This window comes from Agromyces sp. Root1464 (assembly GCF_001427265.1).
In the GTDB taxonomy this organism is placed as follows: Bacteria; Actinomycetota; Actinomycetes; order Actinomycetales; family Microbacteriaceae; genus Agromyces; species Agromyces fucosus.
The window spans coordinates 353,476-377,609 of sequence record NZ_LMFU01000003.1 but is presented as its reverse complement, the minus strand read 5'-3'; the positions used below and the strand labels follow the sequence as shown (position 1 = coordinate 377,609).

Annotated in this window: 25 protein-coding genes and 1 tRNA gene; 14 read left to right on the top strand and 12 right to left on the bottom strand. The window is 69.4% G+C overall.

The features are described from left to right. Positions 1-52 precede the first annotated feature (52 nt). From ASD23_RS17350 to ASD23_RS17340, 3 genes are read right to left on the bottom strand one after another with little or no spacing between them, the layout of a single operon-like run. Positions 53-1,318, bottom strand: coding sequence for an LLM class flavin-dependent oxidoreductase (locus ASD23_RS17350; RefSeq protein WP_235507804.1), 1,266 nt, complete (start codon positions 1,316-1,318; stop codon positions 53-55). Further along, complete coding sequence (locus tag ASD23_RS17345) at positions 1,308-2,678, bottom strand: NtaA/DmoA family FMN-dependent monooxygenase (protein ID WP_056014377.1); 1,371 nt, start codon at positions 2,676-2,678, stop codon at positions 1,308-1,310. Before ASD23_RS17345 ends, ASD23_RS17350 begins: the two co-directional genes overlap by 11 nt. After that, on the bottom strand, positions 2,675-3,865 hold the full coding sequence (locus tag ASD23_RS17340) for an LLM class flavin-dependent oxidoreductase (RefSeq protein ID WP_056014374.1): 1,191 nt from the start codon (positions 3,863-3,865) through the stop codon (positions 2,675-2,677). The genes ASD23_RS17345 and ASD23_RS17340 overlap by 4 nt, the downstream gene beginning before the upstream one ends. Positions 3,866-4,096: 231 nt before the next feature. On the opposite strand from ASD23_RS17340, the gene ASD23_RS17335 reads away from it, so the two are divergent. The 7 genes from ASD23_RS17335 to ASD23_RS17305 all read left to right on the top strand — a co-directional run bounded on the left by ASD23_RS17335 (position 4,097) and on the right by ASD23_RS17305 (position 12,022). Further along, positions 4,097-5,431: a M20/M25/M40 family metallo-hydrolase gene (locus tag ASD23_RS17335; protein ID WP_056014372.1), complete on the top strand. Its 1,335-nt coding sequence runs from the start codon at positions 4,097-4,099 to the stop codon at positions 5,429-5,431. Between the two features lie 163 nt (positions 5,432-5,594). Beyond that, a complete protein-coding gene (gene msuE / locus ASD23_RS17330) occupies positions 5,595-6,188 on the top strand; it encodes an FMN reductase (RefSeq protein WP_056014367.1) in 594 nt (197 codons plus the stop codon). A gap of 127 nt (positions 6,189-6,315) precedes the next feature. Continuing rightward, positions 6,316-6,392, top strand: a tRNA-Met gene (locus tag ASD23_RS17325). Between the two features lie 294 nt (positions 6,393-6,686). Then, complete coding sequence (locus ASD23_RS17320; protein WP_056014364.1) at positions 6,687-7,325, top strand: TetR/AcrR family transcriptional regulator C-terminal domain-containing protein; 639 nt, start codon at positions 6,687-6,689, stop codon at positions 7,323-7,325. A 120-nt stretch (positions 7,326-7,445) separates the two neighbouring features. Continuing rightward, positions 7,446-9,386, top strand: coding sequence for an alpha/beta hydrolase family protein (locus ASD23_RS17315; protein WP_162248762.1), 1,941 nt, complete (start codon positions 7,446-7,448; stop codon positions 9,384-9,386). Between the two features lie 187 nt (positions 9,387-9,573). Then, complete coding sequence (locus ASD23_RS17310) at positions 9,574-10,467, top strand: formylglycine-generating enzyme family protein (protein WP_082571624.1); 894 nt, start codon at positions 9,574-9,576, stop codon at positions 10,465-10,467. A gap of 73 nt (positions 10,468-10,540) precedes the next feature. Further along, complete coding sequence (locus tag ASD23_RS17305; protein WP_056014354.1) at positions 10,541-12,022, top strand: arylsulfatase; 1,482 nt, start codon at positions 10,541-10,543, stop codon at positions 12,020-12,022. Positions 12,023-12,059: 37 nt separating this feature from the next. On the opposite strand, the gene ASD23_RS17300 is transcribed toward ASD23_RS17305, so the two are convergent. Then, positions 12,060-12,290 carry a hypothetical protein gene (locus ASD23_RS17300; protein WP_056014350.1) on the bottom strand — a complete coding sequence of 77 codons (231 nt, stop codon included), beginning with the start codon at positions 12,288-12,290 and terminating at the stop codon, positions 12,060-12,062. A 299-nt stretch (positions 12,291-12,589) separates the two neighbouring features. Between ASD23_RS17300 and ASD23_RS17295 the strand changes: the two genes are divergently transcribed. Continuing rightward, on the top strand, positions 12,590-13,081 hold the full coding sequence (locus ASD23_RS17295) for a universal stress protein (RefSeq protein WP_056014347.1): 492 nt from the start codon (positions 12,590-12,592) through the stop codon (positions 13,079-13,081). A gap of 126 nt (positions 13,082-13,207) precedes the next feature. Here the strand turns inward: ASD23_RS17295 and ASD23_RS17290 are convergent, their stop codons facing one another. Continuing rightward, entirely contained in the window at positions 13,208-13,603 is a 396-nt protein-coding gene (locus ASD23_RS17290; protein ID WP_056014344.1) for an SHOCT domain-containing protein, read from the bottom strand. Between the two features lie 163 nt (positions 13,604-13,766). Between ASD23_RS17290 and ASD23_RS17285 the strand changes: the two genes are divergently transcribed. Continuing rightward, complete coding sequence (locus tag ASD23_RS17285; protein ID WP_235507803.1) at positions 13,767-14,144, top strand: DUF7882 family protein; 378 nt, start codon at positions 13,767-13,769, stop codon at positions 14,142-14,144. Positions 14,145-14,175: 31 nt separating this feature from the next. On the opposite strand, the gene ASD23_RS17280 is transcribed toward ASD23_RS17285, so the two are convergent. From ASD23_RS17280 to ASD23_RS17275, 3 genes are all read right to left on the bottom strand, one after another. After that, positions 14,176-15,204 (bottom strand): magnesium transporter CorA family protein, encoded by a 1,029-nt coding sequence (locus tag ASD23_RS17280; protein WP_082571623.1) that lies wholly within the window; start codon positions 15,202-15,204, stop codon positions 14,176-14,178. Next, entirely contained in the window at positions 15,165-15,329 is a 165-nt protein-coding gene (locus tag ASD23_RS19135) for a hypothetical protein (RefSeq protein WP_165877506.1), read from the bottom strand. Before ASD23_RS19135 ends, ASD23_RS17280 begins: the two co-directional genes overlap by 40 nt. A gap of 126 nt (positions 15,330-15,455) precedes the next feature. Beyond that, on the bottom strand, positions 15,456-15,938 hold the full coding sequence (locus tag ASD23_RS17275; protein WP_056014338.1) for a YciE/YciF ferroxidase family protein: 483 nt from the start codon (positions 15,936-15,938) through the stop codon (positions 15,456-15,458). Between the two features lie 276 nt (positions 15,939-16,214). On the opposite strand from ASD23_RS17275, the gene ASD23_RS18945 reads away from it, so the two are divergent. After that, positions 16,215-16,379, top strand: coding sequence for a hypothetical protein (locus ASD23_RS18945; RefSeq protein ID WP_157377152.1), 165 nt, complete (start codon positions 16,215-16,217; stop codon positions 16,377-16,379). Beyond that, positions 16,376-16,648 (top strand): hypothetical protein, encoded by a 273-nt coding sequence (locus ASD23_RS17270; protein ID WP_056014335.1) that lies wholly within the window; start codon positions 16,376-16,378, stop codon positions 16,646-16,648. The genes ASD23_RS18945 and ASD23_RS17270 overlap by 4 nt, the downstream gene beginning before the upstream one ends. A gap of 82 nt (positions 16,649-16,730) precedes the next feature. Here ASD23_RS17270 and ASD23_RS17265 read toward each other — a convergent pair whose 3' ends face one another. From ASD23_RS17265 to ASD23_RS17255, 3 genes are all read right to left on the bottom strand, one after another. Continuing rightward, positions 16,731-17,057, bottom strand: coding sequence for a hypothetical protein (locus ASD23_RS17265; RefSeq protein ID WP_129232358.1), 327 nt, complete (start codon positions 17,055-17,057; stop codon positions 16,731-16,733). Beyond that, positions 17,054-18,235, bottom strand: coding sequence for a carboxylate-amine ligase (locus ASD23_RS17260; protein ID WP_056014329.1), 1,182 nt, complete (start codon positions 18,233-18,235; stop codon positions 17,054-17,056). The genes ASD23_RS17265 and ASD23_RS17260 overlap by 4 nt, the downstream gene beginning before the upstream one ends. A 136-nt stretch (positions 18,236-18,371) precedes the next feature. Next, positions 18,372-18,944: a CinA family protein gene (locus ASD23_RS17255; protein WP_235507802.1), complete on the bottom strand. Its 573-nt coding sequence runs from the start codon at positions 18,942-18,944 to the stop codon at positions 18,372-18,374. 227 nt (positions 18,945-19,171) lie between these two features. Between ASD23_RS17255 and ASD23_RS17250 the strand changes: the two genes are divergently transcribed. Both ASD23_RS17250 and ASD23_RS17245 read left to right on the top strand, forming a co-directional pair. Continuing rightward, positions 19,172-20,059: an SDR family oxidoreductase gene (locus ASD23_RS17250; protein WP_056014325.1), complete on the top strand. Its 888-nt coding sequence runs from the start codon at positions 19,172-19,174 to the stop codon at positions 20,057-20,059. 52 nt (positions 20,060-20,111) lie between these two features. Further along, positions 20,112-20,435, top strand: coding sequence for a DUF7882 family protein (locus tag ASD23_RS17245; protein WP_056014321.1), 324 nt, complete (start codon positions 20,112-20,114; stop codon positions 20,433-20,435). Between the two features lie 18 nt (positions 20,436-20,453). On the opposite strand, the gene helR is transcribed toward ASD23_RS17245, so the two are convergent. Next, positions 20,454-22,610, bottom strand: a complete 2,157-nt coding sequence (gene helR, locus ASD23_RS17240) for an RNA polymerase recycling motor ATPase HelR (RefSeq protein ID WP_235507801.1) — start codon at positions 22,608-22,610, stop codon at positions 20,454-20,456. A gap of 288 nt (positions 22,611-22,898) precedes the next feature. Here helR and ASD23_RS17235 point away from each other — a divergent pair, with 288 nt between their 5' ends. Then, positions 22,899-24,098 (top strand): AI-2E family transporter, encoded by a 1,200-nt coding sequence (locus ASD23_RS17235; RefSeq protein ID WP_082571622.1) that lies wholly within the window; start codon positions 22,899-22,901, stop codon positions 24,096-24,098. Positions 24,099-24,134 lie beyond the last annotated feature (36 nt).

The following is a 24,134-nucleotide window of genomic DNA, read 5'->3' as shown; positions in this document are numbered from 1 at the left end:
TGCCGCGTGGCCGATGGGCCACGCGGCATCCGTTCGTTCACGGGCAGCCCGTTCAGGCGCTCGTGAGAGCCTCCCGATCGTGGGCGGTACGGGTGCCCTCGGCGAGATCCGCTGCGTCGGCGAGGCCGGATGCTCCCGCCCCCGACCAGGCGTCGGCGAGCAGCCGGTACGACGCGACTCGTGCGTCGTGGTCGTGTGTGATCGTCGTGACGAGCAGCTCGTCGGCGCCGGTGACGCGCTGGAGGGTCTCGAGCAGCCCGACGACGGTCTCGGGGGAGCCGACGAAGCGCGTGTCGAGCCGGTCCTGCACGGCGGTGAGCTCGATGGAGGCGAGCGCGGAGTCGGGCAGGGCCTCCTCCGGGCGCGGGTACGGCACGGCGCCCTGGCCCTCGCGGATCGAGAGCACCCACTCGGCGTAGCCTGCCGCGATGCGGTGCGCCTCGGCGTCGGTCTCGGCGACGACGACGTCGACCGACACGATCGTGTGCGGTCGGTCGAGCCCTGCCGACGGCTGGAAGTGCGCGCGGTACTCGGCCAGCGACTCGATGACCCCGCTGGGCGCGACATGGTAGTTGGCGCCGTAGGGAAGGCCGAGGCGCCCGGCGATGCGGGCGCTCTCCCCGGCGGTCGAGCCGTGGATCCAGACCTGCACGCCGCTGCCCTCGGCGGGCTGCACGGTGACGGCGATGCCGTCGCCCTCGTAGTCTCCGGCGAAGAAGGCCAGCAGGTCGTCGACCGTGTCGGCGAACCGCGTGGCGTCGCCGGGCTCCCGCCCGAGGAGCCGCCCCTGCAGCGCGAAGCGCGCTCGGTCGGCGTGGAACGGGCGCACCGGGGGCACGACGAGACCGTCGATGATGCGGTTGACGAGGGCCCCGGATGCCGCGACTGCGGGCTCCGCGGCCGGAGCTGACGCCGCGGCCCCCGCCGATGCCGGGGTCGGGAACCCCGAGCGGCCGAGGCCGAGGTCGACCCGGTCGGGCCACAGCGACGCGACGGTGCCGAACGCCTCCGCCACCTGGAGCGGCTCGTAGTTGCCGAGGATCGTCGCGGCCGTGCCGACGCGGATCCGCTCGGTCGCGCCGGCGATGATGCCGAGCAGGGTGTGCGGCGCCGACCCGGCGACGCCGGGGTTCAGGTGGTGCTCGGCCAGCCAGTAGCGCGCATACCCGAACGCCTCGGCGCGCCGCGCGAGGTCGATCGAGTTGCGCAGCGCCCCGCCCGCGGTGTCACCGTCGGCGATGGGCACGAGGTCGAGCACCGCGAGCGGCACGCGCCTCGCACGCGGCCTGCGGCCCGCGGCATCCGACTCAGCCGACACGACGCACCTCCTCGGCGACCTCGGTCGGTTCCGGCAGCCCGAGCGTGCGGCGCAGGGTCGCGCCCTCCTCGTACTCGGTGCGGTATACCCCGCGCTCCTGCAGTTCGGGGATGACCCGCTCGACGAACTCGTCGAGGCCGTGCGGCGAGGTGGTGCCGACGATGACGAAGCCGTCGGTCGCGCGCTCCTGCACGTAGCGGTCGAGCTCACGGGCGACGCTTGCGGGCGTGCCGACGAACGACTGGCGTCCGGTGACCGCGATGACGAGCTCGCGGATGCTGAGCCCCTCGGCCTCCGACCTGGCTCGCCAGGCTCGGGCGACCTGCACGGCGTTGGGATAGCGCGGTGCCCAGCCCTTGGTGATCGACGCCTCGGGATCGGGGTCGAACTCGGGGAGCGGCCCGTCGGGATCGCGGTCGGAGAGATCGACGCCCCAGACCTGCTCGAGCACCGTGATCGCGGTCTTCGGGCCGACCTGCGCGAGCGCGTCCTCGCGGGCCCGCTCCGCGGCCGCGGCCTCGGTGTCGCCGAGGGCGAAGGTGACGGCGGGCAGGATCTTCAGCGAGTCCTCGGTGCGGCCACGCCCGGCGAGCCGGCCCTTCACGTCGCGGTAGAACTGCTGCGCCTCCTCGAACACGCTGTGCCGCGAGAAGATGACCTCGGCGTGATCGGCGGCGAAGTCGCGGCCATCGGCCGAGTCGCCCGCCTGCACGATCACGGGATATCGCTGCGGGCTGCGCGGCACGTTGAACCGGCCCGCTACGTCGAACTGCGGCCCGTGATGCGCGAACGGCTCGATCGCGTCGTCGGCGAGGAAGCGCCCGCTCGCGCGGTCGGCCACGACGGCGTCGGGCGACCAGCTGTCCCACAGCACCTTCGCCACGCTGACGAACTCCGAGGCGCGCGAGTAGCGATCGCCGTGGTCGAGGTAGCCGCCACGGCGGAAGTTCGCGCCGTGGAACGCATCCGAGCTCGTCACGACGTTCCAGCCGGCCCGGCCGTTCGAGAGGTGGTCGAGCGTCGCGAGCTGGCGGGCGAGCTCGTAGGGCTCGTTGAACGTGGCACTCAGCGTGCCGACGAGGCCGATGTGGTGGGTGACCGCCGCCAGCGCGGCGAGCACCGCGAGGGTGTTCGGGCGGCCGACGACGTCGAGTTCGTGGATCCGTCCCTTGTGCTCGCGGAGCCGCAGCCCCTCGGCGAGGAAGAGGTAGTCGAACCGGCCGCGCTCAGCAGTGCGGGCGAAGTGCTCGAAGGCGGCGAAGTCGATCTGGCTGCGCTGCAGCGGGTCGTTCCAGACGGTCGTGTTGTTGACGCCGGGGAAATGGGCGGCCAGGTGCACCTGGCGGGGTGTCGTCGTCATGCTGCGGTCTCCTCCACGGCGTAGCGGTTGGCGGGGCGGTCGAAGCCGAGGCGTTCGCGCAGGGTGGCGCCCGGGGCATCCGCTCGATCGAATGCGGGCAGCACCCATTCGGCGAGCTGCTCGAGGTCGCGAGTGAGGCGGGCGGGGCGCAGTCGCACGCCGTCGTAGCCGAGCGCGGTCCAGGCGCCGATGCGCTCGACGAGTGCCTCGGGCGTGCCGGCGAAGATGAGGGCGTCGGATGTCGCCGGCGCACCGTGCGCGGCGTCGAGGCGTTCGAGCGCGGCGGTCGCCAGCGCGGGAGTCGCTTCGAGCAGCACGACGACGTCGGCGAGCACCGAGAGCGGCCGGCCCGTGCGGCCGACCCGCAGTTCGGCGTTGCGCACCTCGTCGAGGATCGATCTCGCCTGGCTTTCGTCGTGCGGCGTGACGAAGACGAGGTCTGCGCTCGTCGCGGCGAGCTCGTACGGAATCGTCTGGTGCGCGAGCGCGGTCACGAGCGGCTGGCCCTGCGGTGATCGCGGGGTGATCGATGGGCCCTTCACCGAGAACTGCGCGCCCTCGAAGTCGGCGTAGTGCAGCTTGTCGCGGTCGACGAAGCGCGCGGTCGCGGCATCCCGGATGATGGCGTCGTCCTCCCAGCCGTCCCAGAGGCGCCGCACGACCTCGACCGCGTCGCGGGCCTCGTCGAACAGTTCGCGGAGGAGGGCGGAGTCGCCCCGGCGCACCGCTTCGAGGTCGAGGGGCGCGAGGGTCCGGCGACCGAAGTGACGCGCCTCGTGCGCCGCACCCGAGACCTGCACGCGCCATCCCGCACGCCCGCGGCTCGCGAAGTCGAGCGTCTGCAGGCCGGTCGCGACGTGGAACGGCTCCGTGTGCGTGGTCGTCACCGTCGGCACGAGCCCGATGCGGGTCGTCGTCGGCGCGATGAAGGAGGCGATGAGGAGTGCGTCGAGGCGGCCGCGCACCTCGTCGGTCCGGTCGTCGGCGGCGCCGAACGCCGCTGACTGCAGGCCGAGGGCGTCCTCGATCGTGAGGAAGTCGACGCCGGCTCGTTCGGCGGTGCGTGCGAGGTCGATCCAGTAGCCGGTGCTGAAGAGTTCCGTTGGTCGCGCCGAGGGGTCGCGCCACGCGGCCGGGTGCCAGCCGGCGCCGTCGAGGGCGACTGCGATGGTCGTTCGTCGTGTCATGGCGGCCACTCTCCGCCCGGTATCCGATCACTGCAACGGCGCCCGTCACGGGGCGCCGTCGATCGCAACATCCCTTCACGCAGGATGCCGCGGGGCGGATCGCGCGCGTCATCCGCCGTCGCATTCGCTCACATCGCTTCACGGCGCGTCACGCGACACCATGCGGCTTGCCGTCGGTCGTCGGCGTCGGCACAGTGGTGGCGCGCGACCAGCGACAGGAGACTGAACGACATGACTTCCAGCCGAGTCCCCGCCGCAGGCTCGCTCCTCGAGGAGGAGGCCCTGCGGTTCATCCGCGACCTCATCCGCATCGAGAGCGTCAACACCGGCCGTCCCGACACCATCGGCGATGGTGAGACCCGCGCCGCCCGGTACGTGCAGGCCGCGCTCGAGGAGGTCGGGTACGAGACGACCCTGCTCGAGTCCCGGCCGGGCCGGGGGAGCGTCGTCGCCCGCCTCGCGGGACGCGATCCGTCCCGCGGGGCGCTCGTCGTGCACGCGCATCTCGACGTCGTCCCCGTCGAGGGGCAGGACTGGACGCATCCGCCCTTCGGGGCCGAGATCGAGGACGGCGTGCTCTACGGGCGCGGCGCCGTCGACATGAAGAACTTCGCCGGCGTCATCCTCGCGGTCGCGCGAGCGTTCAAGCGCGACGCCGAGGTGCCCGAGCGCGACCTGGTCTTCGCGTTCTTCGCCGATGAGGAGGCCGGGGGCGTGTGGGGCGCGAAGTGGCTCGTCGAGCACCACCCCGAGTTGTTCGAGGGAGCCACCGAGGCGCTCAGCGAGGTCGGCGGGTTCTCCGTGCCGCTCGCGCCCGGGCGCCGCGCCTACCTCGTTGCGACCGCCGAGAAGGGCGTCGCATGGGCCCGGTTGCGCACGCGCGGCCGCCCAGGCCACGGCTCGCGGCCGACGGCGGACAACGCCGTCGTGCGCCTCGCCCGCGCCGTCGCGGCGGTCGGCGAGCACCGCTTCCCGGTGACGCGCACCCCCGCCCTCGACGCGTTCCTCGAGCGGTTCGGAGCGGCGCGCGGCGTCGAGTTCACGGATGCCGCGCTCGAGACGCAGCTCGACGAGCTCGGGTTCGTCGGCGGCATCGTCGGCGCGACCCTGCGCGACACCGCGTCGCCGACCGTGCTCGAGGCCGGATCGAAGACCAACGTCATCCCCGCCGTGGCGACCGCCGCGCTCGACCTCCGGATCCTGCCCGGACACGAGGACACGTTCCGCGCCGACCTGCAGCGCCTCGTGGGCGACGACGTCGAGCTCGAGGTGGGGCGATGGATCCCGCCCATCGCCGCGCCACTCGATTCCCCGCTCCTCGGGATCGCCCAGCATGCGATCGCCGCCGAGGACGAGCACGGCGTCGTCGTGCCCTACCTGCTGCCTGCGAGCACCGACAACAAGCACCTCGCCCGCCTCGGCATCGCCGGCTACGGCTTCGTGCCGCTGCGGGTGCCCGACGACTTCGACGTGTTCTCGCAGTTCCACACGGCTGACGAGCACATCCCGGTCGACGCCCTGTACTTCTCCGCGCGCGTCACGTGGCGACTTCTCCGCGAGGCGTGACGCAGCAGGGCGCGGTCACGCGGCGACATCCGCGGGGCATCCGATCGCGTTCGACGGCCCATTCGTGACACCCGGATACGCCGCGTGAAGGCCCGTTTCGCTCGCTTACCCTGCGCGTCCGATGCGATCCCGGCATGGGCCGAAGGGGGTTAGCGTCCCATCCATGCCGAACATCTCCATCGTCGCCGTCTCCGGAAGCCTGCACTCGCCGTCGAAGACCACCGTGCTCGCCCGCGAGATCCTCGAGGGTTTCGCCACCGCCCTGCGTGCGGGTCAGGGCGATGACCTCGAGGTCGAGACGCACCTCATCGAGCTCTCCGACATCGGCCGCGAGTTCTCGGGAGCGCTCAGCCGCTCCGACCTGAGCCCGATCGCCGAGGAGGCGCTGCGCCGCATCGAGTCGGCCACGCTCCTCGTCGTCGCCAGCCCGGTGTACCGGGCCTCGTTCACGGGCCTGTTCAAGCACGTGTTCGACTTCGTCGGGCAGTACGCGCTCATCGACAAGCCGGTGCTGCTCGCGGCGACGGGAGGCAGCGACCGGCATGCGCTCATCATCGAGCACCAGTTCCGGCCGCTGTTCTCGTTCTTCCAGGCGATCACCCTGCCGATCGGCGTGTACGCCAGCGACACCGACTTCGTCGACTACCGCATCGATTCGCAGGCGCTGCGCGACCGCATCGAGCAAGCCATCAGCCGCGGTCTCCCGGTCGTTCGGAGCACGGTGCTGCCGGTATCGGAGTACGTCGCGACCTGGTAGCCGTGGGGGAGTCGACCCGGCGGTTCCTCTGAAGTGGTCGAGCGGTCTCGAACCGTGACGTAAACTGGTCGAACCACCGCAGATGACTCGATCATCCGGTGGATGACTGCCGCAAGGCAGTCGGTGACGCGGGGTGGAGCAGTTCGGTAGCTCGCTGGGCTCATAACCCAGAGGTCGTAGGTTCAAATCCTGCCCCCGCAACCAAGGTGTTCGTCAGAACCCACGAAGAAATCCCGGTCTCGAATGAGGCCGGGATTTCTGCGTTCACGGTGACGAGTCGTCGCTTTCGGCCAGATGCACGTCAGCTGCCGCTCAGCGGTGCGGTAAGCGGCGCGGCCGACCGTTGACTGCACGAACGTGCACCCTGTTGGGCGGACAGCGGCCCCCTGACTCGTCGACCGGCCGATCGAGCTCGGTTTCCTGGGAGGATGTGCGATTGCTGTTGGTTGTTTACGGCGTATGCTTATGCTGTAAACACGGCTCGGAAATGGAGGGGCGATGCGTGAGAAGCTGACGAAAGATCGAGTGATCGACGCCGCCATCGCGATCGCCGATGACGGCGGCCTTGAAGCGATCAGCATGCGCCGGGTCGGCGAGCAGCTCGCGGTCGAGGCGATGGCCCTCTATCGCCACGTGAGCAACAAGGACAAGCTTGTGAACTCGATGGTCGAGCGGGTGGCCGCCCGGTTCAGCGTTCCGCCGACGGAAACGGGCTGGAAAGGCGCGCTGCGAGCGAGCGGGATCGCCGCATACGAGGTACTGAAGGAACACCCGTGGGCGTCAGCCCCCCTCGCTTCGCGCGGACATGTCGGCCCGGAGCGGCTGCGCTACGTCGATGCCGTGCTGGACCGCCTCCGCGAAGGAGGGCTCTCCGTGCAGCTGGCGCACTATGCGTTGCATGCCTACGACGGTCACGTCATGGGCTCGATGCACCGGCAAGCCCGAAATGACGGCGAGGCGGACGCAGGTGTCGAGGTGGCAGCCCTTCGCGCCGGCGAGCTGTCGGCGCAGTACCCCCGCATCGCGGAATCGATGACCGAAGCAGTTCACGACGAAGACGCCGAGTTCGAGCTCATCCTCGATCTCATCCTCGACGGCTTCGATCGCCTCGCCCAGGCCGGACCGTCGAGGCCCTAGCCGGAGCGTCACCCCTCCAGGTTCCGCGTGCCCTGTCGCCCCAGGCACACACGCCCGGCCTCGTCGTGCGCCCGCGCCGACGAGACGGCAATTCCATGCACGTTCAGAAAGAGGACAATGATGACCTTCGACTCACCCCCCAAGCGTCAGTGGGCGCTCCTGAGCCTTGCGATCGCACTCGTGCTCCTCGGCGGCGCCCTCGGCGCCCTCGTCCAGACAGCGTTCGGCGCTGTCAGCGTCCGCGACATCACGATCGCCGGCGAACGCGGCGAGATGATCGCCGGCAAGCTCTACATCCCAGACTCCGCAACGGCGGAGACACCCGCGCCGGGAATCCTCGCGATCCACGGCGCGAACAACTCCAGCGAGATGCAGGATGCCTACGCGATCGAGCTGTCCCGACGCGGATATGTCGTGCTCGCGCCCGACCAGTACGGCCACGGTGGATCCGACGGACATCAGGAGTCCGGCTGGATCGGCGCGGCCGCCCTGCGCTATCTGCACGAGCTTCCGATGATCGACCCGGACAACGTCGGCATCGGCGGGCACTCCCGCGGCGGCGCCGAAGCCTACGTCGCCGCCGCGACCGAACCCGACCTATACCGGTCGATCGTGTTCGAAGCCTCCGGCCCGGTCCCGTACGCGCTGCCCGACCCCGAAAATCCGCCGACCCTCAAGAACGCGCTGTTCATCATGTCGTCGTTGGAGGAGTTCGCCGAACCGGTCTGGGGCGAAGCCGTACCCGCGAACGTGCCCGACGGTGACATCGCGATGGCCCAGGTCGGCACCGACCAGCCCGTCGTCCTCGACGAGGTCTACGGTGACGTCGCCGACGGTTCCGCGCGGAAGATGGTCCTCGTCGCCGGCAACCACCCGTTCATGACCTTCAGCTTCGATGCGGTCCAGAACGCCGTGGACTGGTACGGCCAGACCCTCGACGGGGGCACGGCGCTGAACGGGCAGGTGTGGATCTGGAAGGAGATCGGGGGAGGCCTCGCGCTCATCGGCGGCTTCCTCGCCGTGTTCGCCGTGGGCGGCCTGCTCTGGGGTTCGCCGGCGTTCGCTGCTGCGCGTCGACTGGTTCCCCCCGCTCGCGGCGAGCGCTTCGGGTGGCCGTGGCTCATCGCGGCGGCGATCACCGGCGTCGTCCCGGTCGTGACGTTCTGGCCGTTCCAGGAACTCGGCAACATCGGCCTGGCGGGCCTGCCGTTCTGGCCGCAGACGTGGGCCAACGGCATCCTCGCCTGGGCCGTTCTGAACGGCGCGATCTCGCTGGTGCTCATCGCGACCTGGTACGCCCGCTCCAAGCGTCGCGGCCGCGTCTCGGTGCACGACCTCGGCCTGACGGCGAGCGGAGGCTTCAGCTGGGCGGTCGTCGGCAGGTCAGCGGCCGTCGCGCTGCTCGCAGTGGGGTCCGCGTACCTGCTGCTCGTGCTCTCCAACTGGCTCTTCAAGACGGACTTCCGCTTCTACACGATGGCCCTCGCGATCATCGACGGGCGGCACTGGGCGATCTTCCTTGCCTACCTACTCCCGTTCGTCGCGTACCTCCTCGTGCTCAACGTCGGACTGAGCTCGCAATTGCGATGGACCGGGGCGAAGCTCACGCCGGCGCGGCAGATGATCGCATTCTCACTCGTCCTGGCTGCTCCGCTGCTCGTCGGCTTCCTCATCGACTACCTGCCGATGCTCACCGGGGGCACGATGCTGGTGAACGAGCCCCTCAAGTCGCAGTTCGTGCTGATCGGATACCAGTTCCTGATCATGCTCCCGCTCGCCGCGTGCCTGTCCGTGTACTTCTACAAGGCTTCAGGCTCGGTCTATACGGGAGCATTCACGGCCGCCCTCCTGATCGTGTGGAACATCACCACGACGACCACGATTCACGCTGACGACGGCGGCGAGTGGGGCGCAGGCGCCATCATCGCGAGGATCGTGGTGCCCATGCTCATCGGCATCGGATTGATCGTGCTGGCCGTCTTCCTCGCTCGAAGAGGACGTGGCGCCCCGGAGGAACCCGAGAGCACCACAGGTGAAGAAGCGCGCGAAGTCCGCGTCTGAGCACCTGACGAATTCCGCAGCAGGAGGCGCCGGTCCACGACGCCGCTGCGGAACAGGAGGGGGCGTCCGCCCGAGATCGGGCGCTCCCTCCGCCCTCTGCCCCGACCACATGAAGGGGTGCGGCGAACAGCACGGCCGGGATCCGGACACTCGGTACGGTTGATGCATGACAGTCGTTGACCGTGACATGGTGCTGATCGAGGGCGGATCGTTCCGTATGGGGTCCGACGAGTTCTACCCCGACGAGCGCCCCGTTCACGAGCGTCGGGTCGACCCGTTCTGGATCGACCGGCACGAGGTCACGAACGAGCAGTTCGCCGAGTTCGTCGAGGCGACGGGCTACGTGACCGTCGCGGAGCGCGAGTTGGACCCGGGAGCGTTCCCCGACGCGGATCCGGCCGATCTCGTTCCCGGGGCGATGGTGTTCACACCGACGAGCGGCCCAGTCGACCTCCGCGATTGGCGAGGGTGGTGGCGTTGGCAGCCCGGTGCGTACTGGCGGAGCCCCTTCGGCCCGGGGTCCTCGATCGACGAGCGCATGCGGCATCCGGCCGTCCATGTCTCCTTCGAGGACGCGACGTCGTACGCGGAATGGGCGGGGCTCCGGCTGCCCACCGAGGCCGAGCACGAGTTCGCGTCGCGCGGCGGCATCGATGGTGCGCCGTTCGCGTGGGGCGAGGAACCCTACCCGGGCGGCGTCGCGCAGGCGAACTCCTGGCTGGGCCGGTTTCCCTACGACAACCAGGGAGTGGGCGGAACGGCCGAGGTCGGCACGTACCCCGCGAACGGCTTCGGGTTGTTCGACATGATCGGCAACGTCTGGGAGTGGACGAGCGACTTCTACACGCCTCGCCATGTGCGATTGTCGGATGCACCGGTCGACGCCGGGAAGCGTGCGAACCTGCTCGCTCGCGCCAGCGCAGACGAGGCGTTCCCCGCGACGGCACGGCGGGTCCTCAAGGGCGGGTCCTTCCTGTGCTCGCCGGAGTACTGCCTGCGCTTCCGGCCGGCGGCGAGGTCGCCGCAATCGGAGGACACCGGGATGTCGCACATCGGATTCCGCTGCGCGAAGGACGCATAGCCGGCACCCGATCGCCGCATCGGCTCTGCTACCGTCCGAACGGAAGCCGAATCCAAGTGGGGGAGACGAAGAGATGGCCGAGAAGCCGAACATCATCCTGTTCATGTCGGACGACGTCGGGTGGGGCGACCTGGGATGCTACGGCGGCGGTGAGAACCGCGGTGCGCCCACGCCGAACCTCGATCGGCTCGCGGCCGAAGGCCTGCAGTTCATGTCGTTCTACGGGCAGCCGAGCTGCACCCCCGGGCGCGCCGCAGCCCTGACCGGTCGGCTTCCGATCCGCAGCGGCATGACGACGGTCGCCTTCCCCGGGCAGGGCGGCGGTCTGCCCGCAGGGGAGTGGACCCTCGCGAGCGTCCTCAAGAAGGCCGACTACGACACGTGCCACATCGGGAAGTGGCACCTCGGCGAGGACCCCTCCGCGATGCCGACGGCCCACGGCTTCGACGAGATGTACAACACGACGCTGTACCACCTGAACGCGTACACGTACACCGACAAGACCTTCAACCCCGACTTCCCGTTCGACGACGAGGCGACCATGAAGATGTGGGGCAACGTCACCGGGGCGATCGAGGGCAAGGCCGGCGAGGAGGCGCGCGAGGTCGAGAAGATCGACGCCTCGAACATCCCCTTCATCGACGAGAAGTCGACGAACCATGCGCTCGACTATCTCGACGACCACGCGAACGGCGAGAACCGGTTCTTCCTCTACCTGAACACCGCGAAACTGCATCAGCCGAACCTGCCGCACCCCGACTTCGAAGGTGCCTCGCTCGCCAAGTCGAAGTACCTCGACTCCCTCGTCGAGCTCGACCATCGGGTGGGTCAGGTCGTCGACAAGGTGCGAGAGCTCGGCATCGCCGAGAACACGCTCATCGTCTGGACGACCGACAACGGCGCGTGGCAAGACGTCTACCCCGACTGCGGGTACACCCCCTACCGCGGCACGAAGGGCACCGACTACGAGGGTGGGAGTCGGGTTCCCGCGATCGCGTGGTGGCCAGGCACGATCGAGGCCGGACGACGCAACTCCGAGATCGTCGGATCGCTCGACCTCATGGCCACCTTCGCGAACCTCGCCGGTGTGGACCTGCCGACCGACGACCGCGAGGGCGAGCCCACCATCTTCGACAGCTGCGACCAGTCCGCCCTCCTTCGGGGCGACGGGCCGTCCACCCGCGACCACTGGCTCTACATGACCGAGACCGAGATGGTCCCCGGAGCCATTCGCGTCGGCAAGTGGAAGGCGGTGTGGAACATCCGCGACGGCTGGCGTGGCCCCGCCTCGTACACGGCGATCGTCCCGGAACTGTTCGACCTCTGGCAGGACCCGCAGGAGCGCTACGACATCTTCATGACGAGTTATGCGGAGAAGACCTGGCAGGCGCCGCAGATGGCCGCACGTCTCCTCAGCGTGCTGCCGACCTACACGAAGTACCCCAATCGCCCGATCCAGTCCGCGGGAATCAGTTACGCCATGTTCGAGATCGAGGACGCGCAGGTGCAGGAGCAGCTCGCGAAGATGCTCCAGGGCTTGTCATCGGCCGGATGAACGCGAACCACGGCTCCGTTCGCGACGAGGCCGCAGCTCAGCCGATCGCCTCGTGGATCGCGCGAAGGGCGTCTTCGAGGCTGCCATAGGTCCGGACGACTCCGAGCCGTGGGCGCATCCACATCATCTCGTACACGCCGTCGAGGTCTTGGAGGTAGCCGATGATCCGGAGGTCGCCGTCTTCGAAGCGGCCGTCGCAGACACGCCACATCGTCTCGCTCAACGGGGTGAGGTCCACCTTCTCGGTGCTGCCTGCTGCTCGAAGCATCCGTACCCTCCCGTCTTGGGCGAAGGGTCGCACGCTCCCGGCGCTTGGGGGAACCCGAGCCGGGCGTGCGCGTCGATCTCGCGGTACCGCGTGCGACCCTTCTGTCGGCTCTCGGAACACCGACTCATTCGATTATCGGGAGCCGATCGACAGTGCAACAGGGACTTGACAAACCCATCGAAGAACGCCCAGAACGTCGTCCCGTGCGGGCGCCCGATCGCCTCTGGCGCGCGCGTGCCCGTCGTGCTTGACTGACCGAGGACGTTCCATGGTGCACATCGGAGAACTGGCGGTCGCGCATGTCGGAATCGGAAACCCATCTCGACGACGGACCGATCGTCGTGGGCGTCAAGCCCGGCATCCCCTTGCGGATCATCGAGACCGCGGAACGCACCGCGGCGTCGTTCGGGTGCGAGGTCGTGTTCGCCTACGTCGAGCTCAACAGCGCCCTCGTCGAGCTCGACGACACGGAGCTGCGCACCCGGGAGTCGCTCGATCCCAAGATGGACGACGAAATGGCGGGCGTCGCCGCAGAAGTCGGCGACATGCTCGAGGGGGCCCTCGCCGGCAGCGAGGTCTCCTGGTCGTTCCGAGTGCTCGCCGGCGATCCGGCGAGCGCGTTGTCGCGACTCGCCGCTGATCTCTCCTCGAGGATGCTCGTGGTCGGCACGCGTCGGCACGGGGGCCTCCACCGCGTCGAGGAGTTCTTCGCGGGCTCGGTCGCGAAGTCGCTCGCGATGGGTCAGGACCGCCCGGTGCTGCTCGTGCCGTTGAACCGCGTCGACCACTGAGTCGCGGCACTCAGGTGGCTCACGCCGCAGGCCCGAGCCGCCGGCCCCAGCCGAGACGAAGGGATCCCGGCCTCATGCGAGGCCGGGATCCCTTCGGTCGTCAGGTCGTTCGACCCACGCGGGGCGCTATGCGGACTGCAGCGCCTTCGCCTTGAGCGACTCGAACTCGGCCTGCGTGATCGCGCCGCTGTCGAGGAGTTGCTTGCCCTTCTCGATCTCCGCCGCCGTCGACGACGAGGAGGAAGAGCCTGCGACGCTCCGGATGTAGTCCGCACTCGCCGCCTGCGACTCCGCCACCCGGGCGGCATTGCGCTCCGCCATGCCGCGACCGCGCGCGATCAGGTAGATGAACGCCGCGAGGAAGGGCACGAACACCAGGAACAGGACCCAGAGAGCCTTCCCCCAGCCGTTCAGCGAGTGATCCCGGAAGATGTCGACGATCACCGTGATGAAGACCCAGATGCACGCGATGACCACGTAGAACCAGAAGAGCCAGATGATGAAGTCCCAGAAGCTGTTCATTGCCGACGGCCTTTCGTTTCGTCTGCCGCAGTTTCACTGCGGCTTCCGCGAGGCTATGGCTTCGGTCTCACGGGCGCATCATTCGAATCGGATGATTCGCCACGATGCGTTCTCGCAAGCCGCAAGGGGTGCCGGGAACTGCTCGAGGGCGTACCCTCAGCGCATGGGAACGTTGTACTACGGCGACTCCGGCACCCCTATCGGCATCGAAGATCGCACGCTCGCACACCTCAAGGTCGCGGTGATCACGAAACTCCGTCGTGGCGAGAGCTTCACCCTCTCGTGGCAGCACACCGAGGATCAGCCGCGCGGGCGGAGCACCATCTGGCTGCATCCCGCCGTCTCGCTGCGCTTCGTCTTCGACGAACCCGAGCAGCCCGAACTCAACCGGCACTGGATCGAGGAGCTCATGCGTTCCGCGAACAGCACCGGCGGGGTCCAACTCGTCGCCGAGGAGCTCGACACCACCCCGATCGAGACGATCCCGGAGCAACCGGTGCGCGTCGGCGTGGACGTCCAGCCCGTGGAGGACGGCGACTGACGGATCCCACGGCCCTCGAGAGACCGGCGGATCAGCCCTCGTCGACGTCTCCGCGTCGGCCGGACTTCCCGCCGAGCCATCCGCGCCGGCGGAATGCGACGTAGAACACGATGTCGAGCGCGAGCAGCGCGATGCCCACGGCGACCCAGCCGTACTCCCACTTGATGAGCGGCAGGTTCTTGAAGTTCATGCCGTACAGGCCCGCGGCGACGGTCGGAATCGCGAGCAGCGCCGCGAACGCCGAGATCGTGCGCATGTCCTGGTTCTGACGCGCGGCGACGTTGCTCTCGTGGCTGGAGACGACGGCGTCGAGTGCCTCGTGCTGGGCGGACGCGAGGCTCGCCACGCCCTCTGCGGCATGCTCGAGGTGCAGGAGATTCGGTTGGAGCGCCGGCTCGTCCGCGGCGAGCGCCTCGAGTTCCGACGTGCCCGCTCGAAGCGCCGCCGCGAGACCCGACGCGGCCCGATCGATCCTGCCGATGCGTTGCCGCAGCCGGTAGATGCGGCGGTAGTCCTCGCGCACTCGGCTGTCGAAGACCTCGGCCTCGACCTCGTCGAGATCCTGCTCGACCTCGGCACCGAGTTGGACGAAGTCGCGGACGACGGCGTCGAGGATGCGGTAGACGGCGGACAGCGGCGACGAGACCGCGTTCAGCGCGGGCGCATCGGGTTCGTCGGGTTCGTCGAGCACTGCCCCGATGTCGCGGATGTCCTCGTCGGGCCCGCGCTGCACGACGAGGAGTTCGTCGCCGTGCAGCACCATCGCGATGTCCGTGACGGCACGCGTGGATCCGTCGGCCGTCGGGTTGAGATCCCAGACGGTGAGGTACAGGTGACCGTCGAAGGTCTCGAACTTCGGATGCTGGCGTCCCTCGAGGAGGTCGGTCACGACGAGCGGGTGCAGCCCGAAACGGCGCCGCGCACGCTCCAGATCGTCCCGGCCCGGATTCACGAGGAGGACGGGCCGGAACTCGGGAGGCACGGCGTCCGCCAGGGGCCGTCCCAGGTCGAGGTCGTGGCTCACACGCTGTTGCGACCCGCGACCATCCGGATGATCCATCCGATCACGGCGATCGCGAGGAGGACCAACCCGACCCAGAGGAGGAAGTTGAGGGATTGCACGAGGCCACCGGTGATCGCCAGGATCACGGCGACGACGACGACGATGATCAGCAGGATGTTCATGGGAGACTCCCTTCGCCGGCCCCGGTCTGGGTGGGAGCGGGGCCATTCAGTGACGTAACAGTAGGCCGTCGGAATATTCGCCGTCGAGGGCTTGACAGGCGCGCCGCCCGCTCGGCGAGGATCTCGCTAGGCGAGGATCTTCTGCAGCGTCGTGCGCAGCTCCTCGCTGGTGTGGATCTCCTGGTCGAGGTTCGCCTGGAGGAGGCCGACCACCTCCGAGAGCCCCATGCTCTCGGCCGGAAGGATGAGCGACTCGTAGGCCGCGATCTCGTAGTGCTCGTTGCCGAGGGCGCAGGAGACGGCGACCTGATCACGCAGTTTGGCAGCGCTGCGCTCCAGCGTCGACGCCGCCTGCTTCGAGATGCCCTTCGTGCTCGGCGAGGGGGCCGTCGAGGACTTCAGGTCGGCGGCCGCGAACGCCTTCTGCAGATTGGCCAGTTGCTCCCTGGTCTCGTCGGCGTGGTGGCGGAACAGCTTCTTCACCTCTGCGCTCTTCGCAGCCTTCGTCAGCTCCTCGAGCGCGGCCAACGAGTCGTTCTCCATCGTCAGCGCCGTTCGCAGCTGGAAGTGAAACAGCTCCGTCGGCGTGTCGAGCGTCTGCTGGACCATTCGATCCTCCTTCACGTGTGGGCCGTCCATCTGGCGATGGGGCCGCTCCGGTCGTGTCCCGACCATGTTGGTCCAACGGCGTCGAGGGGGTGAAGGGGGTTGCCTCGATGGTGCTGCATATGCATCACCGGCTGGCTCCCGGCTCCTCGGCAGCCGAGTCCGCCGCGATGGAGTGCTCCTCGCCGAAATGTCAATCCCTTTCTGCGGAGTGCGGCCCCGCGTAGCTTCGAGATGCCGGCCCCGATGGCGTGGCCGGCCTGAACGAGGAGCACACCGATGAGAGACCCCGACCCTACGGAGTCGAACACGGACGACGAGCTCGACCGGGGGGTCGAAGCGGCGGAGCAGCATCAACAGGCTGAAGAGCACGCCGATCCCCACGAGCAGGTCGTCATCCGCGACCCCGAGACGGGTCGCACGAGCGAGGAGCCGGCACAATGAGTTCCGTACTCGATGAACCGACGCGCGACGAGCGCGCCTTCCGGTCGACCGGACTACCACCGATCGGACTGTGGTGGCCGATGCTCGAGCGCCCGCTCCGACGGGAGGTGCTGGAGAACGTCGATGCACCGCTGCGTGCCGTCGTCGTTCGCCGCATCTTCGAACTCTGCGAGCTCGACCCCGGCCGGGCGCCACGCCTCGGCGTCCGACTCGGCGACAATGAGCGCGCCTACATCGCCGGATGGATGCACTCGGTCGACTGGACCTGACACCTGATCGACCGGACCTGACGTCGTGGGCCTGACGCGTTCGTCGGAACCTGAGGGCCGCGTCAGGTGATCGCGGGCGGCCTCACTCGTCGGGGTGGGTTTCGCCCCGGTCGAAGCGATCACCGCCGTCGACGCTCGCAGCGAGTTCCGCTGCGACGCGGTCGAGTTCGCCCGCGGGAACGGTGAGCTGCGCGTCGCTGAGGCGTTGCGCGAGGGCCTGCCGGATGTCGTCGATGGAGTGGCGGCCGAGATCCGCGCGTGTCTGCGCGATGATGCCCTCCCACTTCGCACGGGTCGACGCATCGTTCTGGTCCATGATGGGTGCGTCCTGCACGCCGTCCGGGGCGGCGTCACTCCAGGCGTTGCCCCGCGAGTCCGGTTCGGAGTGCATTCCGGTGTCATTCGTCATGAGGCCACGCTGCCCTGACGGGCGGTGGGAGGGAAGGGGCTTGACATGAGTCCCGCGACCTCGGCGAACGGCATGGAGAGCGGAGTCGGCGCCCGGCGCTCCCGCCCGTCGCATCCTTCGCGATACAGCCCGCGCAGCCCGATCGCGCCCGAGTCGCGGTGACGCTCCCGTTGGCGCGCGGCACCGGTGCCCTCGAGGCGAATCCGCTCGAGTCCGTCGATCACGAGCTCGAGGTCTCCGGATGCCTCGAGCGAGGGGCGGATCCACTCGACGAGGCCGTCGGCCAGGGCCCACACGGTGCTCATCGTGCCGGAGAGCGGGTCGGGGAGCCGTGCGTCCGCCCCGCGGCGCCCGGCTTCCCAGAGCGCCGCGTCGACCAGTTCGGCCGGCGCGCAGGAGCCGGCGGCCCCCTGCGCGGAGGTGTCGACGATGGCACGGGTCAGGGCGGCTGCCATCACCGAGTCGTCGACCGAGAGCTGCGCGTCGAACACCCGCACCTCGACGGTCGGGAAACGCTCCGAGAGCCGGGCCGCCCATGCGATCGATCCCAGGTCGATGAGCGCTCCCATGTCCACCAGAAGCTGCGTGCGACGGCGATAGTCCGCGGCGTCGTCGAACACCGGCGGGCACCCGGCCGTCGGCATCCGTCGGAGGATGACGTTGCGCCAGCTCTCGAAGCCCGTGTCGCGGCCGTGCCAGAACGGTGAATCGCCGGTGATCGCGAGGAGGAACGGCAGCCAGTCGCGGGTGCCGTTCAACGCTCGGACTCGAGCATCCGGGTCGACGACCTCGACATGGACGTGCAGGCCGTTGACCTGGTGGTCGACGAGCATCTCGCCGAACTCGCTCGCGATGTGCCGGTACCGTTCGGTCGGCACGATCGCCGCGGCGCCGTCGACGTCAAACGGCGTGCCGCCGGCGAGGGGGATGACCGCGAGTTCGCGTGCCGCGTCACCGAGCGCCGTGCGGAACGCGAGGAGTTCCGTTCCGGCGGCCGCGACACCGGTCTGGATCGTCGTCGCGTACTCGAGTTGCGCCGCGAGGAACTCGCCGCCGATCTGCGGTGCCAGCTCCTCGCGTACGGAGAGCCGGTCCCTGATCTCACCCGCCAGGGACACCGGGACGAGGCGGTGAGGGTCCACCAGCATGAACTCCTCTTCGACTCCGAATCGCAGCATGGCCGTGTCCCTTCGCCGGGTGAGTCGAGTGTGACCGCGAACGACGGCGTGCTGGAAGGGGTTGACGGGTCCCCGGCCCGGTGTTAGCCGCTCGGCGCGGAGATCGGCGTCCCCTTCGCGGCTCCTCTCAACCCGCCTACGCCCCGTTCCCCCGGAGCGATTGATCCGGGCCTGGGGCCCGATCCTCCGACCTGCTGGAGGCCGGGTCCGAACCGGCGAGCACCTCGTCCAGCAGGCGGAACGCGTTCTCGACGGTGGCGTCGACGACGTCGGCCGGATCGCCCGCGAAGCGGAACTCCTCGACGACGGTGCGGTCGCCGACGGATGCCGCGATGAAGACCGTTCCCGGCGGGTTGCCCTCCACGGGGTCGGGGCCTCCCGCACCGGTCGCGGAGACGGCGATGCCGGCACCGAGGAGCCGCCTGACTCCCAGTGCCATCTCGACTGCGCACTTCGCCGTCACCACCGGCCCGGGAGTCACGCCGAGGACGTCGAACTTGACCCGGGAACTGTAGGCGACGACCCCGCCGGCGAACCAGTCCGATGCGTCGTCGGTCGCGGCCAGCGCCGCATCGATCGCACCGCCGGTCAGCGATTCGGCGACGGCGACCGTCGATGCCGACGACATCGCCCGGTCGCCGATGCGCTTCGCGAGCACCTCGATCCGCTCATCGTGCGGCGTCTGCGCGGCACCGGTCTCGTCGCTCACGGCATCCCCTGTTCGCCCTCGTCGAAGTTCGCCCTTCGCCCGTTCGCGCGCGGACGGGGCGTCGGTCGATCCCACGCTAGAGCGCGCCCGGCCCGACGAAGAAGGGGTTGACTTCGAGGGCGCGCGGGCGGGCTGTCAACCCCCTTTCGACTCGGGCCGATCGTTCATACGGTGAAGGTCACCGAGAACAGCAACAACGAAATCCCTACGACGATTGGAGGACGACCATGTCGCGATCCGAATCACTGATCGACCCGACCACGAAGCATCCCGCCGGCCCCTTTCCACGCCAGCAGCAGGACCCGCCCGGCCGCACCGAGGAGATGGCCCCGACGCCCGATCACGGGGAGGAGAGCTATCGCGGCGCGAACCGGCTGGTGGGGCGCAAGGCGCTGATCACCGGCGGCGACTCCGGCATCGGGAGGGCGGTCGCGATCGCGTTCGCCCGTGAGGGCGCCGACGTGGCGATCTCGTATCTCGAGAGCGAGGCGAGCGATGCCGAGGAGACGGCACGCTGGATCGAGGACGCCGGCCGCATGCCGCTCCTGCTCCCGGGCGATCTGCGGTCCGAAGCGCATTGCGAGCAGCTGATCGAGCGAGTGCGGTCGACCTTCGGCGGCCTCGACCTGCTCGTGCTGAACGCGGCGCACCAGCGCGACCGGGGCGGCATCGACGAGATCCCCACCGACGACTTCGAGACCGTCATGCGGGTGAACCTGTTCGCACCGGTCTTCCTGGCACGCGCAGCGGTGCCCCAGATGCAAGCCGGGGCGAGCATCATCACGACGACCTCGATCCAGGGGTTCGATCCCTCGTCCCGCCTCGTCGACTACGCGATGACGAAGGCCGCGCTGGTCGCGTTCACGAAGGCACTGGCCGAGGAGCTCGGGCCCCGAGGCATCCGCGTGAACGCCGTGGCGCCGGGCCCGATCTGGACTCCGCTGATCCCGGCGACCGGATGGCCCGACAAGCTGCCCGACTTCGGTCGCGACACGCCGCTCGGCCGGGCCGGCCAACCTGCGGAACTCGCGGGAGCGTACGTCTACCTCGCTTCGGAGGATGCGTCGTACGTCTCGGGCGCGATCGTGCCGGTCACGGGCGGACGCCCGCTGTAGAGCCCCGAACGGAGGTGGGACGCGGGGCGCGCGCGAGTCGTATCATTCGAGCATGGGCAAGCTCATCTACAGCACGTCCCTGCGCGAGTTCGACATCGACGACCGCGCCCTCGCCCACCTCCGCGTCGCGATCCTGACCAAGCTGCGCCGCTCAGAGAGCTTCGCGTTCACCTGGGAGCACGGGATCGAGCGCGGCAGCGGGCGAACGACGATGTGGATGAACCAGTCCATCCCCGTGCTGTTCGTCTTCAGCGGCAACCGGCCGCCGAAGCTCAACCGGATCTGGATCGAGGAGCTGATCCTCTCCGCCAGCAGCACCGCAGGGCTGCACCTCGTTCCGGAGCCCGAGGCGTCGGAGCCCTTCGAGCTCGACTGATCGCCCGACCGCCCGCCTTCACGTGTTCGTGAGGATCACGAGCCGCTGCGTCGCCCGGGTCATCGCGACGTACCGGTCGACCGCTCCCTCGATGCCGGTGCCGAACGACTCGGGGTCGATGAGCACCACGAGGTCGAACTCGAGGCCCTTCGCGAGCTCGGGCGTCAGGGACCTGACGCGCGCGGAACGACCGGATGCATTCGTACCACTGCCGCTCGCTGCGCTGCCTGCGATCACGCACGCGGTGCCCTCGGCGTGCTCGGCGAGCCATGCCTCGAGGATCCCGTCGAGCTCTGCGACCGCGCCATGGGCGACCGGGATGCCGCTGCTGCGCACCGACGTCGGCACGTTGGCATCGGGAATCGCCGCCCTGATGACGGGCTCCGCCTCGGCCATGACCTCCTCCGGAGTGCGGTAGTTGATCGTGAGGTGCGCGAGCGCGACGTGCTCGAGCCCGATGCGCGCGAGGCGCTCCTGCCAGGACTCGGTGAACCCGTGCCTCGCCTGGGCGCGGTCGCCGACGATGGTGAGGCTCCGCGACGGGCAGCGTGCGAGCACCATCCGCCACTCGGCATCCGTCAGCTCCTGTGCCTCGTCGACGACGATGTGGGCGAACGGCCCGACGAGTTCGTCGGCGCCGCGGCTCGGCAGTTCGGCCTCGTCGATCAACGAGTACTGCACGTCCTGACCGCGCAGCATCGTCATGACGCCCTCGCCGTCGTCGTGCACCTGCGCCTCGAGCAGGTTGTCGATGACGCGCGACATCTCCTCGCGCTGGGCGGCGGCGGCAGCCTCGCGCCGTCGGCGGTCGCGGGATGCCTCGGGGTCGCCGATGCGCTGCCGTGCCGCGTCGAGGTAGGGGAGGTCGGCGACGGTCCACGCACGGGGGTCGGGCCGCTGCAGCAGCCGCACCTCGTCGTCGGCGAGCCAGGGGGCGCATCGCCGGAGGTACGCGGGCACCGACCACAGATCGGCGACGACCCCGGCCGGATCGAGCACGGGCCAGGCGCGGTTGAAGGTCGTGCGGAGTTCTCGACTGTCGGCGAGGGCGGCGCGGAGCGCCTCGGGCTCGACGTCCTCGTCATGCTGTTCGGCCAGGATGCTCAGCAGCTCCTCCCAGACCTCGAGGCGGGCCTCGTTGTGCGGGGTGCCGGGCTCGGGAGCGTCGAATGCCTCGGCCCAGTCGTCGGCGTCGACCGACACGTCGGCCCATGGCGTCTCGATCGTCATGCCGGCGCGAGGCGGACGCTCGTAGTATCCGACCGCACGCTCGACGGCCTGCACGAGATCGCCCGAGGACTTCGCCCCGGCGACTGCCGGATCGGGCTCGGCTGCAGCGGCGGCGCCCTCCGGGACGAGGTCGCGGAGGGTGCAGGTCGCGACGCCCTCCTCGCCCAGCCCGGGGAGGATGTCGGCGACGTAGTCGAGGTAGGGCTGGTGCGGGCCGATGAACAGCACCCCGCCGCGACGGTGCCCGAGGCGCGGATCGGAGTAGAGCAGGTACGCCGTGCGGTGCAGCGCGACGACGGTCTTGCCGGTGCCGGGTCCGCCGTCGACGACGAGGGCGCCGCGGGAGCCGGCGCGGACGATCGCGTCCTGGTCGGCCTGGATGGTGCCGAGCACGTCCTGCATCCGGGCCGAGCGGGAGCTGCCGAGGCTCGCGATGAACGCCGACTGCTCGTCGAGCGCGGCATGCCCGTCGAGCGCGTCGGGCGTGAACACCTCGTCCCAGTAGTCGGTGACACGGCCGCGGGTCCAGCGATATCTGCGGCGGCTCGTCAGGCCCATGGGATCGCCGTGCGTCGCCCCGAAGAAGGGTTCCGCGGCGGGGGAGCGCCAGTCGACGAGCAGCCGGCGCCCGTCGGGCGCGGTGAGGCCGAGCCGCCCGATGTACACGGGCTCGCCGCCGTCGGCGGCGACGATCCGGCCGAGGCAGAGGTCGAGGCCGAAGCGGCGCAGGGTCCGCAGCCGGCCCGTGAGACGGTGGATCTCGAGGTCGCGATCGAGCGCGGCCTGGCCGCTCCCGCCGGGCGCCCTCCGCTCGACCGCGAGACGGTCGGAGACCTCGGCGATGGAGTGCCGGAGGGCCTCGGCGATGGCGGCGAACTGCGCCTCGTCGTCCGCGATGAGCGACGGGGCGGCCTTGGCGGCGAGGGAATCGGGAAGGTCGAACACGTGCGAAGTCAGTGCAGCTCCTCTGCGTCGTGAGCGGATGTCTCCGGCTCGGCCGACCAGTATGCGCCGCCGAAGGGGCCTTGCCGCAAGCCCCCCTCCCCGCGATATCCTGAGAGTGGAGAGCATGGGTGCTCTCCTTCGTCGTTTCTCCGCCTGTTCCGCGGGCTGTTCCGCCGGTGTTCGCGGTCATCCAGCTCCTTTCACCCGGATTGGGTGATGACCGCGGCTCCCCCCGGTCATAGGTTGTGCTCGCGTGCCGGTCTCCACGGCACGCGGATCGGAGTCCTCATGTGGTGGACGAAGAAGCGCTCGCCTGCGGTGACCGCGGCGTCGGCACCGCCGTCGGCGACCGCCCCGCCCGAAGCGGTCCTCGTGCGCGACGAGCACCGCAACGCGTTCATCCTCATGGGCATCGGCGGTGGCACGGTCGCGATCTTCGGCCTCGCCGCGATCTCGGGCATCTTCGCCCCGGTCTTCCTCGCCTTCGTGCTCACGATCTGCGTGCACCCCCTGCGGCTCTGGCTCGAGGCTCGCGGAGTGCCCCGGGGTATCGCGACAGGGTCGGTGATCCTCGCGGTGACGCTGCTCCTCGTCGGCCTCGGGTACTTGATCCTCATCGCCATCGGCCAGTTCGGCACGCTGCTGGCCGACTTCAGCGACGAGATCGCGGCGTTCGGCAAGTCCGTCGCGGCCTGGCTGAACTCGATCGGCATCGACTCCACCGAGGTGAGCACCATTGCGGCCGGCTTCGACCCGTCGTCGCTGCTCGGGTTCCTCGGCGGGATCGTCGGCGGACTCACCGGGTGGGTGACGGGCCTCGTGATCATCTTCACGATGCTGCTGCTCATGGCCATGGACGCGGCGTTCCTGCCGCACCTGCACCGCCAGCTGCAGCCGGTCCGCCCGCTCATCGTCTCGGGGTTCGTGAACTACGGCGACAACATCCGCCGCTACATGGTCGTGACCACGGTCCTCGGCCTCGCCCAGGGCGTCGTCAACTGGATCGCCCTGCTCATCCTCCAGGTGCCCGGCGCATTCATCTGGGGACTGCTGGCCTTCATCTGCTCGTTCATCCCGAACATCGGCTACTTCCTCGCGATCATCCCGCCGATCATCTTCGGCGCGCTCGTCGGCGGATGGCCCACGGTCATCGCCGTCATCATCGTCTACGGCGTGATCAACGCCGTCATCCAATCGATCATCCAGCCGCGCGTCGTCGGCAAGGCGGTGAGCCTCAGCCAGACGATCACGTTCTTCTCGGTGCTGTTCTGGGCCGTCGTGATCGGACCGATCGGTGCGATCCTCGCCATCCCGCTCACCCTGCTCGTGCGCCTCCTCCTCGTGGACTCGAACCCCTCGATGGGATGGATCCGGCCCATGCTCGGCGAGCTCGACGAGACGAAGCAGATCATGGCCGATTCCGACGCCGAGACCAAGGCCGCGCGCCAGGAGCGGAAGGCCGCGAAAGCGGCGAATCATCCGTTGTAGGTGATGCGGCGGGGGCCCTGCCGCGATTGTCTGTCA